Here is a 15,824-nt window from a genome sequence, read left to right on the forward strand (position 1 = left end):
GCTCTATCTTAGCAATACCTGGGATTTGTTTCTACAATGCTAAAGTAACCCTCTTAGGGCCCTTGGATGCCTCTCTATTTTGATCTTTCTGAATGCCTCAGCTAAACCTCGCAACGACTATCTATTTATTGACTGCTACCGCCTTATGGGCTGGTAATGCGATTGCGGGTCGTGTTTTGGTTGCTAGTGGGGCTGTTTCACCAATCACCTTAAGCACAGTACGTTGGGGTCTAGCAGCATTGCTACTACTTCCCTTGGGCTGGCGAGTTTTTACTCCTAGTAGTGCTTTATGGCGCAACAAGAAGCGTTTTCTGCTCTTAGGTTTATTTGGGGTTGGTAGTTACAACGCCCTGCTATATCTCGCCTTAGAGACATCAACGGCCATCAATGTCACTTTAATTGGCGCAAGCATGCCTATTTGGATGTTATTTATTGGTGCTGTTTTTTACCAAACTAAACCTCGCTTATTGCAGGCAGTTGGGGCAGTTATTTCGCTCTTTGGAGTTGCGATTGTATTAACGAGAGGTGATTTATCGACCCTGCTTTCAATGCAAATCGTGCTTGGTGACTTTTTTATTATGCTAGCTACCATCACATGGGCTTGGTATAGTTGGATGTTGACCAAGCCTGGCTCAAGCAATGAGCGCCAGTGGCCTTGGGCGCAATTTTTAATGGCGCAGATATTTGCAGGATTATTGTGGTCAGGATTTTTTAATGGCTTTGAGATTGCCGCTGGACAAGCGTATTTGGATCTCAACTTCTGGACTGCTTCCTTAATTCTGTTTGTGGCCATTGGCCCTTCATTAATTTCTTACCGTTGCTGGGGCTTAGGTGTAAACGGGGCAGGACCTACAGTGGCCGCTTTCTTTGCGAATTTCATTCCATTATTTACGGCAATTCTTTCTGCTGCTATCTTGGGGGAACCTCCGCAGTTATTCCATGGTCTAGCATTCGCTTTGATCGTGACGGGCATTTGGGTTTCATCATCCCAAGGCCGCTCTAATAAGCCTTGAGCTATGTCTAGGTGAAAAATCTAAAAAAACAGTAAAGTATTTTCTTTTCTATCGAAGTCTGAGCCATGTTGGATGTATTAGTGATTGGTGGTGGTAATGCTGCTTTATGCGCTGCTTTGATGGCTCGGGAGGCTGGCGCTAGCGTTTTGCTGCTAGAGGCTGCACCTAAAGACTGGCGCGGTGGAAACTCTTCTCATACTCGCAATATCCGTGCAATGCATGATGAGCCACAAGATGTCATGCTTGAAGCTTATTCTGAAGAGGAATACTGGCAAGATATTTTAAAAGTGACTAGTGGGATTACCGATGAGTTTTTAGCAAGATTGGTTATTCGTGCTTCTTCACAATGTCGAGATTGGATGCGTCATCATGGTGTGCGCTTTCAGGCGCCCTTATCAGGTACCTTGAATCTCTCTCGTACTAATGCTTTTTTTATGGGCGGTGGCAAGGCTTTGGTCAATGCCTACTATCGTAGCGCAGAAAACTTGGGCATTCAAATTCGATATGAAGCTCCAGTCTCCTCAGTTGAAATCAAGGATGGAAAATTTATTGCTGCCTATGTTGGTGATGAACGCATTGAGGCTAAAACCTGCGTCTTGGCTGCGGGTGGCTTTGAGTCCAACCTTGAATGGCTCAAAGAGGCTTGGGGCATCAATCAATATGGCGAATCCCCAGCAGATAATTTCCTTATTCGCGGCACTAGATATAACAAGGGCGTTTTACTAAAGCAACTGATTTCCTTAGGGGCTGATTCAGTAAGCGATCCAACCCAAGCACATATGGTTGCTGTGGATGCTCGGGCGCCCTTATATGATGGCGGCATCTGTACTCGTATCGATGCAGTTTCATTTGGAATTGTGGTGAATAAAAATGCCCAGCGCTTCTCTGATGAAGGCGAAGACTTTTGGCCCAAGCGATATGCATTTTGGGGGCGCTTAGTGGCCCAACAATCTGGTCAGATTGCCTATTCCATTATTGATTCAAAAGTATTGGGCAAATTTATGCCGCCAGTATTTCCTGGTGAAAAAGCAGATACTATAGATGAGCTAGCTATTCAGTTGGGTTTAGATCCAAAGGCACTACAAGAGACTATCCAGTCTTATAACGCTGCTTGTAGAGTCGGTACTTTTGATCATACCGTCTTGGATGATTGCCATACCGAAGGCATAGAGCCAGCCAAAACACATTGGGCCTTGCCAATCGACACAGGTCCCTTCTATGGTTATACGGTTCGTCCGGGCGTGACATTTACTTACTTAGGCTTGAAGACTGATGAGACTGCGGCTGTTCACTTTGGTGGTCTAGCTAGCCCGAATTTATTTGTTGCCGGTGAAATGATGGCTGGTAATGTATTGGGTAAGGGATATGCTGCAGGCATTGGCATGACTATCGGCACGGTCTTTGGCCGTATAGCAGGAACACAAGCAGCTAAGGCTGCGCAAGTATCAAAAAGTCAAACTCTGGAGGCTGAGCATGCAGGAGCTTAAGTCGCTGATTAAAGAGGCTGGAGATCTCGCTATGGGGACGCCAGAGTCAGAGGCTAATCGTATGCTACAGATCTGTAACGCTTGTCGCTATTGCGAAGGATTTTGTGCGGTCTTTCCGGCAATGACCCGTCGGATTGAGTTCACGCCCAGTGTCGTAAATTATTTAGCCAACTTGTGCCATAACTGCGGCGCCTGTCTCCATGCTTGTCAATACGCGCCGCCACATGAGTTCGGCGTCAATATTCCACGCGTTATGGCCCAGATTCGTAAAGAGACCTATATCACTTATGCGTGGCCCAAGTCATTTGGGGCTTTATATAAAAGTAATGGTAGTAGCGTATCAATAGCAGTGTCGCTATCAATCACTTTTTTCTTATTATTGAGTGCATTGTTAAATGACTCCTTGTTCTTAGGGCCACTTGAGGGTAATTTTTATGCGGTCTTCTCTCACAACACAATGGCAGTGATGTTTGGTGCAGTGTTCGGTTTCTCATTAATAGCGATTGCAATTGGCCTTGTTGATTTTTGGAAGAGTATTTCTGCTGGAGTAATTTCCGCTAGTGCTGCGGTAGAAGCAACTCATGATGCTTTGACTCTGAAATATCTTGGAGGAGGGCATGGTGAAGGGTGCAATAACGAAGACGATGCTTTTTCTCTTTGGAGAAAACGTTTCCACCATTTCACCTTTTATGGCTTCATGTTGTGCTTTGCTGCTACGAGTGTTGCAACAATCTACCATTACTTCTTCGGTTGGTATGCGCCTTATGCCTTGAGTAGCCTACCTGTCATTTTGGGAACGCTTGGCGGTATTGGGCTGCTCATTGGCCCAGCAGGTTTACTGTATTTAAATTTGCAAAGAAACTCTGCGCACGGAGATGCTAGTCAAAAACCGATGGATAGGGCGTTTATCGTGCTCTTATTTTTGATTAGCGCTTCAGGTTTGCTCTTACTGGCTTATCGAGATTCTGCCGCTATGGCTGCTCTGCTTGCAGTTCATTTAGGTTTTGTCATGGGCTTCTTCTTGACTATGCCTTATGGCAAATTTGCCCATGGTATGTATAGAGTGGCTGCCTTATTGAAAAATTCCATTGAAAAGCGTCAGAAGAGCCATGCCAAGTTTGGCGCTGATTAATTAGCCCCTGATTTCTTGCATTTCTGGCCTTAGATCAGCCAAAATAGGCAAAATTGATCAAAAAAGTAAGGTTGCAGTGCAGTAAGCCGCTAAATCGGTATCATTTAGGTCTATCCACAGAAATCCCTAGGAAACTGCTATGCCAGGTTTACTCCCCAACGTTGATCCAGATGGTTTATTAGAGTTCTCGGTTGTTTATACCGATCGCTCCTTAAATCACATGTCTGAAGAGTTCAATCGCGTCATGGTTGATATTTCCAGCGTTCTGAAGGACGCCTACAACGCCAGCTCCGCAGTCATCGTTCCTGGTAGCGGCACTTTCGGTATGGAAGCCGTAGCGCGTCAATTTGCTAACAATCAAAAATGCTTAGTGTTGCGTAATGGCTGGTTTAGCTATCGTTGGACACAAATTTTTGATCTAGCTAATATTACAAATGACATTACTATCATCAAAGGCCGTCAATTAGAGCCCTCTACTCAGGGCGTATTTGCACCAGCACCGATTGAAGAGGTAGTGACCTTCATTAAAAAAGAAAAGCCAGCGGTCGTTTTTGCGCCGCACGTTGAAACCTCAGCAGGTATCATCCTGCCAGATGACTATCTCAAGGCAGTTGGTGAGGCTGTCCGCTCTGTGAATGGTTTATTTGTACTAGATTGCATCGCCTCAGGCGCAATGTGGGTAGATATGAAAGCCTGCAATGTAGATGTGGTGATCACTGCGCCACAAAAAGGCTGGAGCAGTTCCCCATGTTGTGCATTGATCGCACTTGGTGACAGAGCCCGACAGCAAATTGATGCCACTCAAAGTACTAGCTTTTCTATGGATCTTAAAAAATGGCTGCAGATCATGGAAGCTTATGAAAAAGGCGGTCACGTGTATCACACTACGATGCCTACAGACGCGCTCAAGATCTTGCGCAATGTGATGAAAGAAACGCAATCACTGGGTTTTGCGACACTCAAAGCAAAGCAGGTAGAGCTGGGTACGAAGGTTCGCGACTTATTAGTGTCTAAAGGTTACCCCTCTGTTTCTGCTAAGGGCTTTCAAGCTCCTGGCGTAGTAGTGAGCTACACCAAAGATCCAGATATTCAATCTGGTAAGAAGTTCATTGCCCTCGGCTTACAAACTGCTGCAGGCGTTCCGTTGCAGTGCGATGAAAGGCCAGACTTCCGTACATTCAGAATTGGCTTATTTGGTTTAGAGAAATTGACTCATGTTGATCGCACTCTTGGTCAATTAGCTACAGCCCTCGAAAAAATTACTGAAGCAGAAGTGATGCCTGCGTAATCTTTGCCCTAGGGATAATAAAGGCCATCTCATGATGGCCTTTTTCCTTTGATGGGCTCAGCCAGCCTTTCGGTCGCCGCTCAAATAGGGCATCGCTCTTTAAATGGCGCATTGATGACAAATTTATGAGTATTATCAAATCATCAACAAACCATCTTGGAGAATTTGATGATTTCTCGTGTTGCCCACCTTCGTCTAGCCACCCTGATTTCTGTAGTTATCGGCATTTCTCCAATCCCAGCAATAGCAGCTGATCCCGCTCCTGCTTCGGCACCAGCTGCCGCTACAGAGGCTGCTTCAACAGATAAAGCGACTGAGCAGAAAGCAAAGAAAGCAGCCAAGAAGGATAAGAAAGCTGAGAAAAAATCCAAGAAGAAATCCAAGAAGAAAGCTAAGCCTGCTTCAGACGCAGCCACTTAGCAATGGTTTTCCCTCTTAATTAAGGGACTCCGTTTTATCAAAGTCATCACGCTCACTCGAGTTTGGTGACTTTTTTCTTGAATCATCGTTGCGAACTAATAACCACATTGCAGCTATTACTAAAGCCATGCCACTGATTTGAATCCAGGTAATAGGCTCAGACAAAATAAAGTAGCCCATAAAGATGGTGGATACAGGCCCCAAGATTCCAGCTTGCGCTACAAGCGGTGAGCCAATCCGGTTAATAGCAACCATGATGAGCAACATCGGGATGACGGTGCACAAGCCTGCATTTAGTAGGCTTAACCAATAAATTGCTTCGACTTGCTCAAAGATAGCGCTTGGGTTGTAAATGGATGACTGTATTAAGCTAAAGACTGCAGAAGCAGTACTTGCATAGACTACCAGTCTGACGCTACCAATGCGCCGAACCATTTCACCTGAACCAATCATGTAGGCTGTATAAGAGCAGGCGCTGCCAAATACCAGGACCATCCCGAGCCATGCGCTGACTCCAGTGGAGCTAGCATCCTGAATAAAAACAATGAATACACCCAGGTAACCCACTACTAGTGCATACCACTGCAAACGAGAAATTGCTTTGTTTAAAAAAAAGCATGAAATTAGGAGCACGATAGTCGGGGTGAGATACAGCACAATGCGCTCAAGCCCAACAGAGATATATTGCAATCCTAGAAAATCGAGATAGCTTGACAAAAAATAACCCAAGAAGCCTAAGAAAAATAACTTAAACCGATCAGGCCAGGTGAGGGGGTTCATAGGCTTCCTGCGGGACTCCCACCAATAGATTGCCCAGAACATCGGAAGCGCCATAAGCATGCGTAAAGCCAATAGCGTTTCTGCGTTCACGCTATAGCCAAATGCAAGTTTGATGAGGATGGCCTTGCCAGAAAAGAGTATCGATCCGACTCCGGCCATCAAAATACCATAGAGATAGCGACGCTGATGTTGTGCTGTGCTTGCTGATTGCATAAGGCTTTATAACAGCTTATTTAATAAGCTTCTCATCTCTAGGATGGTTTCTGAGGGGGTTAGTCCAATCGGCCCAATACCTTTACTAACTAAACTATCGGCCGCTGCTGCATGTAACTGCACGGCAATACTGGTAGATTCCCATAAATCGAGTTGGTGGCGAACCCCCTGAGCTGTAATTGCGGCAATACTTCCCGTGAGAATATCGCCCATGCCACCAGTACCCATGCCGGGATTACCTTCTTGACACTGAAGGGCAGCATTTTTCGGGGATGCAATCAATGTATGCTGACCTTTGAGGACCGCAATAGATTGAGTTAGAGCAATTAATTTTTCTAGAGCACTCAAGCGATTCGCTTGAACATCTTCTGAACTGATGCCCAGTAATTTTGCTGCTTCACCGGGGTGTGGGGTGATAACACTCTGACCAGGAAATTGTTGATTGCGTTTTTGCAATGCCTCTAAAAGATCTCTGGATGCTGCAATGAGATTGAGTGCATCTGCATCAATGATCAAGGGGATGTTTGGATAGTGCAAGACCCCCATCAGCCATGCAGATGCCAGATCAGATTTTCCTAGGCCTGGGCCAATGGCAATGACATCTGGCTGAGTATTAAGTAATACACTATCAATCTCTGAACTTGCTAAATGAATCATGAGTTCAGGCGAATCTTGATAGGCATGCGCAGAGGCCGGATCGAACATCTCTAACATCGTCCAGCCAGCGCCTAGATGAAGGCAAGCATTACCAGCAAGTAATAGGGCGCCTGCCATACCGGGTGCGCCGCCAATTAATAGAGCTTTGCCTGCGCTGCCTTTATGTTCGGCAGTACCACGCTTTAAGAATTTGACTAGTTTAAGTGCAGCTAATGTGGCTAGTTGTGAGCTCATAACAATAGTATCTCTCGTATTTCCTGAGCTTGGTAATGATTATTTACTCTGCCACTTTCGCACCCTGAATATGATGGCGTTGCATGGAGTTGCCTATAAATCCAGATTGTTTCAGTTGCGTGATAACTTCACTTAAGTACAGAGTTGTTTTTTCAAAATCAGGTCTTGCTTTGGGAACCCCTATGGCTTGGTTAATGACCATGAATCGCCCCGGCAGCATACGTAAGCCTTCATAACGCTTCGCATCACTCTCTAGTTGCTGTTTTACACCAGCTGCAACATTGCCCTTACCGAGCATGAAGTCATCGACTACTGATTGTGAGTTCGCGGCTCTTAGCAGAGTGGCATTCTTAATTTCTCGTGTGAGGAAGAGGTCGTAGGCACTTCCTTTGCCGACAACAATTTCAGTACCAGTAACATCTACCTCTTCATTACGCTTTAAGGTAGAGGAAGATTTCACCATATAAGCACCTTCAATCTGAATATAGGCAGGTGTATAGCTGATATCAAGACCGCGAACGGGGTCGATAGCTACAAATATCATATCAAGATCGCCATTCTTAATGCCATCGACAGTCGCACCAGCACTTTTAAATGGAATAAGTTGTACTGGCCGATTGATGCGATTGCCAATTTCATTAGCGACATCAACGCTGATACCACTCAGCTTTTTAGTGGCGGCATCTTCACTGGCTAGAACTGGATTTCCTAGGTTGATTCCAACACGCAAGGCACCATTTGGTGCAAATGATTTAAGGGTAGTGGGATCAATCGGTTTAGTAGCTTGGAATGACTGGCTAAACGATACTTGTGAAATACAGAAGAGAGTAAGGCCGAGCAAGAATTTCATAATCAATTAGGGATAAAAAAACCGCGGCGCACCGCGGTTTCATTTAGCGATAGAAGGTTATTTTTTAGCGTCTGCTGCAGGAGCTGCAGGAGCTGCAGGAGCTGCTACCGGAGCTGCTGGCGCTGCAGCTTTCTTAGCTTCTTCCATGTGGGCCGCTTCTGCACCATGCTTTTCGCCGCCCATATCAATATCGCCGTCACCTTTAATGAGTAAATAGGCTGTGGCACCAACTAATACTAGTACCATGATGATGAGAGAACGGTTGCTCATTGCTTTTCCTTCAGTTTGGTTGAAATTAGCCCAATATTAACCCTTGTTGGCATCGTGGTAAATCCCAAATAGCCCTAAGCACATCTTGATCAAGGCTATTTAGGTATTAATACTAAGTTTTGGGGTGGGTAATCGAGTCTGATTGCTTCAAAACGTAAGAGGTAAGATGGCATGATCCAGATATCAAAGGCAAGAATATGAGCCCAAAGCTTCCCACCAATAATGCTCAGACCATTACCGATTTTCTAAATCCTGAGCCACATCGCATCTCTGAAGAGACTTCCGCAGAGTCCTATAAATTTGCATTTGATGATGAGGCTTTTCTGACCCGCAGAGAAACGATTGGAATTCGTTTTGAATTAGAGCTTTTAAAACCAGAAGTTTTACTAAATGAACACGGGATTGACCATACCATCACAGTCTTTGGCTCAACACGCTTTGTTAGTCGTGAAAAAGCCTTGGAGATGGAAAAGAGCGCACAAACGGTAGATGAGAAAGCTGCAGCAAATAAAGCATTGCTGCATAGTCGCTATTATGAGTCTGCTCGTGAGTTTGGTGCCACGGTTGCTCGCTATAACGCTACTCAAGACAAGAGCTCTAATAAATTACATATTTGTACTGGGGGTGGTCCCGGCATTATGGAGGCAGCAAATCGGGGTGCATTTGAAGCAGGGGATCAAACCATTGGTTTTAATATTAGCCTGCCAAGGGAGCAGCATCCTAACCCCTACATCAGTCCTGGCCTCAGTTTTCGTTTTCACTATTTTGCCTTGCGCAAGATGCACTTCATGTTACGGGCACGGGCAATCGTAGTATTCCCAGGAGGCTTCGGATCATTTGATGAGTTCTTTGAGGTGCTCACTTTAATGCAGACAAAAAAAGTAACTTCCTTTCCTATCATTCTCGTGGGGAAAGAGTTTTGGGCTGAAATGGTAAATTTTCAGCAGATGATTGAGTTTGGCGTGATTGATGAGGCTGACATGCAGACCATTCATTTTGTAGAGACTGCACAAGAGGCTTGGTTGATCATCCAAAATCACTACCAGTTAAGCTAGTGAGAGCTTTAATTGCTCCAATTGCTTAGTCTGTAAAATAGCGCAAAGCCCAATCATGACCCCACAAGACGCCAGCATCGCCACCACTTTAGATTTGCCCAGCTACCTTCTGGGTGCGATCATGCTATTGCTCGTATTGGTTCTTCATGGTCTCGTATTGCTACAAATTACGAAGCGTTATGAGGTCAAATCATTTCTATATTTAGCAGAGAAGAAATACTCAGAGGTGACACTCTGTTTCTATATTGGTATTTTCTGTTTATTTTTAACTCACATTGCTGAAATTATTCTCTGGGGTATTTCGCTTTATGCCCTAAAACTAGTCCCAGCTTTGGGTCAGAGTATTTTATTTAGTGGCAGTACTTATACGGCAATGGGCTTCATGGAAGACATCTTGCCGGATGGCTGGAAAATGTTGGCAGTCATCATTGCTTTCTCTGGCATGTTTGCTTTTGCTTGGACTGCCTCAGCCATGATCTCAATGACAAAAAATTTTCGTCAAGCCTATACCAAACGTCATATGGAAAAACTCAATATTTCTTCTGACATCATTGACCGCTTTAAATAAGTAATGACTAAGACATGGGATGCCGTCATTATCGGCGGTGGGGCAGCCGGTTTATTTTGCGCCGGAGTTGCTGGTCAGCTAGGGAAAAAAGTTTTAGTTCTTGACCACGCCCCGGTGCTAGGCGAGAAGATTCGCATTAGTGGTGGAGGACGTTGTAACTTTACTAATGTGCATAGCAGCCCAGCCAATTTCCTTTCGCTCAACCCTCATTTTGTTAAAAGTGCGCTTGCAAAGTACCCATCAAAAGAATTTATTAAGCTCGTTGATTCATACGGTATTGCTTATCACGAGAAGCATCAAGGACAACTCTTTTGCGATGATTCTGCTAAACAGATTATCGATATGCTCATGTCAGAGTGCGCCAAGGGTAAGGCCACCATTCGTAATCCTGTTTCTGTTGAAGCAATTACTCAAGAGGCATCAGGTTGGTTAGTTCACACAAATGCAGGCATCGAAAAAACGAAGACCGTTGTGATGGCAACGGGAGGCTTGCCGGTGCCCGCCATTGGTGCTACTGCCTACTCCTTAGATATTGCTAAACAATTTGGACTCTCAGTAGTAGAGCCAAGACCCGCATTGGTGCCGCTATCATTTACGGCAGATACTTTTGGCAATCTGAATGAGCTGGCTGGCTTAAGTGTTCCCATCAGAATTGCATCTGGCTCTAAGGGCCATCGTTATGGCGCCTGCCGATTTACCGAAGACCTTCTCTTGACTCACAAAGGCTTATCGGGCCCAGCGGTTCTTCAGGCAAGCAGCTATTGGGTCGAGGGTGAAGCAATTCATATTGATTGGCTTGGCGCCATTGAGGTGGCTGGTGGATTTAATTGTGATGCGCTATTTAATGATGAGGATAATCGACTAAAGCTTACCGAAAATATACTAGCTTCTGTTTTGCCGCAGCGTTTGGCTAAAGCATTTGCTGAGCAACGAAATCTGAGTGGCCGTAAGTGGGCTGAAGTATCTAAAAAAGATCGTCAAGCTTTAAAAGAGTTGCTTACTAATTGGTCTGAAAAGCCTGCTGGTACTTTGGGCTGGAAAAAGGCTGAGGTTATGTTAGGCGGCGTGGATACCAAAGATTTAGATGGTCAAACGATGATGTCACGCGCATACACGGGTTTATTTTTTATCGGTGAGTGCGTAGATGTTACCGGCCATCTAGGTGGCCATAACTTCCAGTGGGCTTGGGCAAGTGGTTTTGTTTGTGCCCAAGCTCTTTAATCAAGCTTCACTTTTTCTTCTTTCCTCGAGAGCGAATATTGAGAAGTTCTACGGAGAGCGAGAAGGCCATCGCGACATATACATACCCTTTAGGAATATGAACGCCCATACCTTCGGCAATCAGCACCACGCCTACAACAGTCAGGAATGATAGAGCCAGAACTTTAATCGAAGGGTGGCGATGTACAAAATCACCGATTGGTTTTGCAGCAATTAACATGATCATTACAGAGGCTAGTACTGCAGCAATCATGATACTAATTTCATCGACCATGCCAACGGCAGTAATGACGCTGTCTAGGGAGAAGATGATATCCAATATGCCAATTTGTACTACGGAACCAACAAACAAAGAAAACATCGATTTATTCAGGTTTGCTTTATTGGCATCACCTTGTTCATCATGATCTTCATTAAGCTCTACTTCAACATAGATCTCTTTTGAGGCTTTCCAAATTAAAAAGAAGCCCCCTAATAACAAGATCAGATCTCTACCGCTAATAGCATGGTCGTTAATACTGAAGAGAGGGTTGGTAAGGCTCATTACCCAAGACAGGCTGAGTAATAACAAGATTCTAGTTACTAAGGCAAAAATGAGGCCAAACTGTCGGACTTTCTCCCGAATCTCTACAGGAAGTCTATTGGCTATGACGCTAATAAAAATAATGTTATCAATTCCTAGAATGATCTCCAGGGCAGAAAGTGTTAAAAATGCCACCCAAGCATTGGGATCGCTCATCAGCTGTAAAAGACTATCCATTGATTGCTATTTCTAAAGTAGGTTTGAGGTAAAGTGTATCTAACTAAATTACCCGTGTGATTTCTATGCTTAAGTCCACACATATTATCAGGACATTGCTCTTCAGTATCAGCATGGCGCTCACGTTTCATGTGCAAGCTGCTTTCCCTGATAAGCCGATCAAAATTATTATTGGCTTCCCTGCAGGTGGCCCCCTGGATGCACATATTCGCCTTCTAGTGGATAGGTTGCAGTCTACTCTTGGACAGACGGTAATTGTGGACTACAAAGCAGGTGCTGGTGGCACTGTCGGCGCTCAATTTGTAGCGCAGTCTTTGCCAGATGGATACACGCTACTTTTGGCAAATACTGGCACGATGGTCATCAATCCAGCCATCTACACCAAAGCACCTTACGACACACTCAGAGATTTTCAGCCCATTGCCAGAACTGCTCAACAACCTCTGGCATTAATAGTGAATAAAGATGTCCCTGCTAATTCTTTAAAAGAATTGATTACCTATGCTAAGGCTAATCCAGGAAAGTTGAATTACGGTTCTGCCGGAAATGGCGGTATCTCGCATTTGGTTCCCGAGATGCTCAAAAGTGAGACTGGTATTTTTATGGTGCATATTCCATTCAAAGGAAGTGCACCAGCATTCACAGATTTAATTGCGGGCCATGTTCAATTTATGGCGGAGTCTGTTCCCCAGGCTGCAAACTATGCCAAGCAAGGCAAGGTAAAAGCATTGGCAGTGACTAGTGCAAAACGCAATGTTGCATTACCCAATACGCCTACTGTGATTGAAACAGGCGTAGCTAATCTGGAGGTTGTTGGTTTTTATGGAATTCTGGCCCCAAAAGGTACGCCACCAGATGTTACAAATAAATTAAGCCAAGCTTTTAAAGAGACTCTAGAGTCACCTGAGATACAGAAGAGAATGATTGAGCAGGGTGCTGATCCAGCCTTTCTGAATGCTGATCAATTTACAAAGTTTCTTGCTACAGAAATGCCGCGTTGGGCAAAAGTGGTCAATCAAGCGGGTGCCAAGCTAGATTAAGGTATTCGCTTGGCTTCTCATTCAAATGGTTATATTGTCATATTAATGTCTTAAATTAGAAGTGATTGGCAGTTTGCTAATTTCGGTTTAAAGTGCAATTGAAACCTTTTCTGGACCCTTTATTGATAGGAGCATAAAAATGGATGCAAAAGAATTGCAAAAATGGCAGCGCGAAAAAGCAAAAGAATTGTTTGATTACTCGCATACCTTATTAGAGGCCGCCAAGAAACTCAGCGAGCATCATATGGCAGAGATGGAGTGGGGCATGAAAAATGCCTTAGAAAGCGCAAAGTCAGCCGCTAAAAATGATTTAGCTAAATTAAAGGACTTACAGGAAGAGGCTGCTAAAGAAGCAGCTAAACGTGCAGCTACTTATCAGAAGAAAGTGAAATCAGTTCTCAAAGATCTTGGTGATAGTGCTGCCGATGAAACAGAGAAGCATCTTGAAAAGGTCCGCGCTTCTTTGGTCACTTGGCTTGAGGATGCTGAAAATAAAATGCCAGCACATGCGGAAAAGTTATCGAAAGTAGTTCATGAGATGTCGACCACTGGCCAGAAGATGTTCAAAGAAGGTCGCCGTATCGTGAATGAGGTTGCTGATACTGCAGAAAAAAATATTGACGAGATGGTCAAGAAATCTTCAGGATCAAAAAAGAAGTCCGATTAATCACCTTGATATTACTGAAAGAGCCGCCTCAAATCTGGGGCGGTTTTTTATTGCCAACCTTGTATCCACAACTCGCTTTTGGTCAGGTCGCGCCAAGCAATTAGGCTAACCTTTTTCGTCAACACGGCCTCTATTTCGATAAACTCAATTTTTTCGCTAGGAGGTTCTGGCAGAATGACTTTACTTACTAAGAAATGTTTCTGTTTGGCAATGGGTTTAACTGCCGTCCATTTGCTTAGTAAAAGCTTCTTAGGGCTAAGTGGATTCATCTATTTATAGTGCGATGCACTGGTAATTTTGGTCTTTGCTTGTGAGCGCACCAGATGATGGCGTAAACGTGTAAGCAGATTCTTGAATCAGTGAAGGACATTTTTGGTCAAAATAGCTTTGATTACCCAGACTGCCGCAATAGTCGAGCTTGAGGTCTTTCCATTCCATGCGGGCTTGTCTGAGAACCATGGAAACCTTCACCTCTGTCGCTGAATTGCAGCTCCAGCTAGTGTAAGTTTCTCGCTCGCAGGCCGCTAGCCCAAGAAGACTCAAAATCAATATTGACAGTCGCATGAAGTGCAAGAGCTAGAGAACCCAGAAGTGATGCGTTCCATCTTTACCCAGTTGATCTACTAAACCAAACTCCCAGTCTAGGTAGGCCTGCATTGCAGAGGGATCAACGCTAGTGCCCTCGTAAGGCCGCTTATAGCGATCTAAGGGTGGTGATGCTAAATGACTTGGGCCTTTCTCGAGTTCAAGGCCTGCGTTAGTCCAGGCTGCATTGCCGCCTTCCAATACCAATACTTCAGACTTGCAAAGAGACTGAAACTCGTGAGCAATAAATATACTTAATTGGGTTGGGGTGCTCGTCAGCACATAGCGATCAACCTGGGGAAGCTGTTTGATTGCATTAGCTAGTCGTGAACGCAATGCATACCAACTACCTGGAATATGACCCTTCACATAATTGGCGTGAGTACTGAAATCTACTGCAATCGTATTGCTATCCGTCTTGAGCCAATGAGAGACCGTAGCAGCATCAACGAATTGAACTTGAGGAAGTGCAGGTAAAGGGGCTTTCCAGATTCCTGTTTCACTCAGGTCGGATGGCTTCAGGCCATCCACTACATAAACATCCCACGCCATCTGCGCTAACCACGAAGCTGGCATATTGGCTCTGACACTACTACTGGCATCGGCTAAGACAATACGCGCACCGCGCACGGGTGCAACCATCTCAGTTTCTTGTACGAGCTGGCCACCAGGTACGGAACGAAAGCCCGGAAGATGGCCCGCTTCATATTCTTCGGGTGTACGGGTATCAAAGAAATAAGTAGTACGCTCTGTTTGAGATTTCCATTTCTCAATTTCAGCAAGAGTAGTGCGCTTTACATTCGCTCTATCGGCAACGCTACGAGCTCGATCTGAAGCTTCGCTTGCTGTATTCTCAGTCACTTCTTTAAACTTGCGATTCTGACCTTTGTCTAATTCTTGTCCAGCAAGAGTCCAGCCAATAGTGCCATTGCGTAATGCATTGACTTCATTCGGAATACCAGCATTGATTAACGATTGCGTGCCGATGATGCTGCGTGTTCTGCCAGCACAGTTCACAATAATTTTGGTTTTCGGGTTAGGCGCCAGCTCAGGAACACGTAATACTAATTCAGCGCCTGGAACACTAATACCGCTGGGAATACTCATCGTGTTGTATTCATCAAAACGGCGCACATCAACCACCACTACATCTGCTTGGTCATCTAGGAGCTTCTTAACCTCCTGGGCTGACAGCGAAGGGGTATGACGTTTAGATTCAACAAGCTCTCCAAAGGACTTGCTAGGAACATTGACGTCTCTAAATAGCTCACCGCCGGATTTTTTCCAGCCTGGGACACCACCCTCGAATATCGATACATCCGTATAGCCAAGACTGATTAATTGCTGGGCAGCGAGCTCAGCATCGCCCTCACCATCATCTAAGGTCACGATCGGAACATTTTTTCTAGGGAGCTTACCGTATGCATCTATCTCAATGCGAGAGAGTGGAACATTGGCAGCAAATAAAGGGTGTTCTTGAGCGTGTGGATCTTCCTCGCGCACATCTAAAAAAGCAATCTCTTCTTTGTTGAGAAGTTTGTTGCGAACAAATGCATAGTTTTTAGTTGGGATACTCATATTTTT

The 15,824-nt window shown here is 44.8% G+C and carries 18 protein-coding genes; 10 read left to right on the forward strand and 8 right to left on the reverse strand.

What is annotated here, in order from left to right; genetic code table 11:
* The first annotated feature begins 92 nt into the window (after window positions 1–92).
* From CBI31_RS01430 to CBI31_RS01450, 5 genes are all read left to right on the forward strand, one after another.
* Window positions 93–1,013, forward strand: a complete 921-nt coding sequence (locus CBI31_RS01430) for a DMT family transporter (protein WP_088524636.1) — start codon at window positions 93–95, stop codon at window positions 1,011–1,013.
* A gap of 65 nt (window positions 1,014–1,078) precedes the next feature.
* On the forward strand, window positions 1,079–2,500 hold the full coding sequence (gene tcuA / locus CBI31_RS01435; RefSeq protein ID WP_088524637.1) for an FAD-dependent tricarballylate dehydrogenase TcuA: 1,422 nt from the start codon (window positions 1,079–1,081) through the stop codon (window positions 2,498–2,500).
* Window positions 2,487–3,632, forward strand: a complete 1,146-nt coding sequence (tcuB, locus tag CBI31_RS01440; RefSeq protein WP_088524638.1) for a tricarballylate utilization 4Fe-4S protein TcuB — start codon at window positions 2,487–2,489, stop codon at window positions 3,630–3,632. The genes tcuA and tcuB overlap by 14 nt, the downstream gene beginning before the upstream one ends.
* Window positions 3,633–3,771: 139 nt before the next feature.
* Window positions 3,772–4,920 (forward strand): aminotransferase class V-fold PLP-dependent enzyme, encoded by a 1,149-nt coding sequence (locus CBI31_RS01445; RefSeq protein WP_088524639.1) that lies wholly within the window; start codon window positions 3,772–3,774, stop codon window positions 4,918–4,920.
* Window positions 4,921–5,088: 168 nt separating this feature from the next.
* The gene (locus CBI31_RS01450) at window positions 5,089–5,340 is read left to right on the forward strand and encodes a protein tyrosine phosphatase (protein ID WP_088524640.1); all 252 of its coding nucleotides are present in this window, start codon (window positions 5,089–5,091) and stop codon (window positions 5,338–5,340) included.
* 15 nt (window positions 5,341–5,355) lie between these two features.
* Here the strand turns inward: CBI31_RS01450 and CBI31_RS01455 are convergent, their stop codons facing one another.
* Genes CBI31_RS01455 through CBI31_RS01470 form a run of 4 tightly spaced genes read right to left on the reverse strand, consistent with a single transcriptional unit; the run spans window position 5,356 to window position 8,344 of the window.
* Complete coding sequence (locus CBI31_RS01455; protein ID WP_088524641.1) at window positions 5,356–6,333, reverse strand: DMT family transporter; 978 nt, start codon at window positions 6,331–6,333, stop codon at window positions 5,356–5,358.
* A 6-nt stretch (window positions 6,334–6,339) separates the two neighbouring features.
* Window positions 6,340–7,224: an NAD(P)H-hydrate dehydratase gene (locus CBI31_RS01460; RefSeq protein WP_088524642.1), complete on the reverse strand. Its 885-nt coding sequence runs from the start codon at window positions 7,222–7,224 to the stop codon at window positions 6,340–6,342.
* Between the two features lie 43 nt (window positions 7,225–7,267).
* Window positions 7,268–8,074, reverse strand: coding sequence for an ABC transporter substrate-binding protein (locus tag CBI31_RS01465; RefSeq protein ID WP_088524643.1), 807 nt, complete (start codon window positions 8,072–8,074; stop codon window positions 7,268–7,270).
* A 57-nt stretch (window positions 8,075–8,131) separates the two neighbouring features.
* Complete coding sequence (locus CBI31_RS01470) at window positions 8,132–8,344, reverse strand: hypothetical protein (protein ID WP_088524644.1); 213 nt, start codon at window positions 8,342–8,344, stop codon at window positions 8,132–8,134.
* Between the two features lie 197 nt (window positions 8,345–8,541).
* Here CBI31_RS01470 and CBI31_RS01475 point away from each other — a divergent pair, with 197 nt between their 5' ends.
* From CBI31_RS01475 to CBI31_RS01485, 3 genes are read left to right on the forward strand one after another with little or no spacing between them, the layout of a single operon-like run.
* Window positions 8,542–9,399 (forward strand): LOG family protein, encoded by an 858-nt coding sequence (locus CBI31_RS01475; protein WP_088524645.1) that lies wholly within the window; start codon window positions 8,542–8,544, stop codon window positions 9,397–9,399.
* Between the two features lie 55 nt (window positions 9,400–9,454).
* Window positions 9,455–9,967 (forward strand): hypothetical protein, encoded by a 513-nt coding sequence (locus tag CBI31_RS01480; RefSeq protein ID WP_088524646.1) that lies wholly within the window; start codon window positions 9,455–9,457, stop codon window positions 9,965–9,967.
* A gap of 3 nt (window positions 9,968–9,970) precedes the next feature.
* On the forward strand, window positions 9,971–11,188 hold the full coding sequence (locus CBI31_RS01485; protein ID WP_088524647.1) for a BaiN/RdsA family NAD(P)/FAD-dependent oxidoreductase: 1,218 nt from the start codon (window positions 9,971–9,973) through the stop codon (window positions 11,186–11,188).
* 7 nt (window positions 11,189–11,195) lie between these two features.
* Here CBI31_RS01485 and CBI31_RS01490 read toward each other — a convergent pair whose 3' ends face one another.
* On the reverse strand, window positions 11,196–11,948 hold the full coding sequence (locus tag CBI31_RS01490) for a TerC family protein (RefSeq protein ID WP_088524648.1): 753 nt from the start codon (window positions 11,946–11,948) through the stop codon (window positions 11,196–11,198).
* A 113-nt stretch (window positions 11,949–12,061) separates the two neighbouring features.
* Here CBI31_RS01490 and CBI31_RS01495 point away from each other — a divergent pair, with 113 nt between their 5' ends.
* On the forward strand, window positions 12,062–12,988 hold the full coding sequence (locus CBI31_RS01495) for a Bug family tripartite tricarboxylate transporter substrate binding protein (protein ID WP_240553640.1): 927 nt from the start codon (window positions 12,062–12,064) through the stop codon (window positions 12,986–12,988).
* Between the two features lie 139 nt (window positions 12,989–13,127).
* Window positions 13,128–13,655, forward strand: coding sequence for a hypothetical protein (locus CBI31_RS01500; RefSeq protein ID WP_088524650.1), 528 nt, complete (start codon window positions 13,128–13,130; stop codon window positions 13,653–13,655).
* 47 nt (window positions 13,656–13,702) lie between these two features.
* On the opposite strand, the gene CBI31_RS01505 is transcribed toward CBI31_RS01500, so the two are convergent.
* The 3 genes from CBI31_RS01505 to CBI31_RS01515 form a co-directional block, all read right to left on the reverse strand.
* Window positions 13,703–13,924 carry a TIGR02450 family Trp-rich protein gene (locus tag CBI31_RS01505; RefSeq protein ID WP_088524651.1) on the reverse strand — a complete coding sequence of 74 codons (222 nt, stop codon included), beginning with the start codon at window positions 13,922–13,924 and terminating at the stop codon, window positions 13,703–13,705.
* Window positions 13,925–13,928: 4 nt separating this feature from the next.
* Complete coding sequence (locus CBI31_RS01510; RefSeq protein WP_088524652.1) at window positions 13,929–14,114, reverse strand: hypothetical protein; 186 nt, start codon at window positions 14,112–14,114, stop codon at window positions 13,929–13,931.
* 117 nt (window positions 14,115–14,231) lie between these two features.
* Window positions 14,232–15,818 carry a rhodanese homology domain-containing protein gene (locus CBI31_RS01515; RefSeq protein WP_088524653.1) on the reverse strand — a complete coding sequence of 529 codons (1,587 nt, stop codon included), beginning with the start codon at window positions 15,816–15,818 and terminating at the stop codon, window positions 14,232–14,234.
* Between the last annotated feature and the right edge of the window lie 6 nt (window positions 15,819–15,824).

The sequence above is a fragment of the Polynucleobacter campilacus genome (assembly GCF_002206625.1).
GTDB classification, from domain to species: domain Bacteria; phylum Pseudomonadota; class Gammaproteobacteria; order Burkholderiales; family Burkholderiaceae; genus Polynucleobacter; species Polynucleobacter campilacus.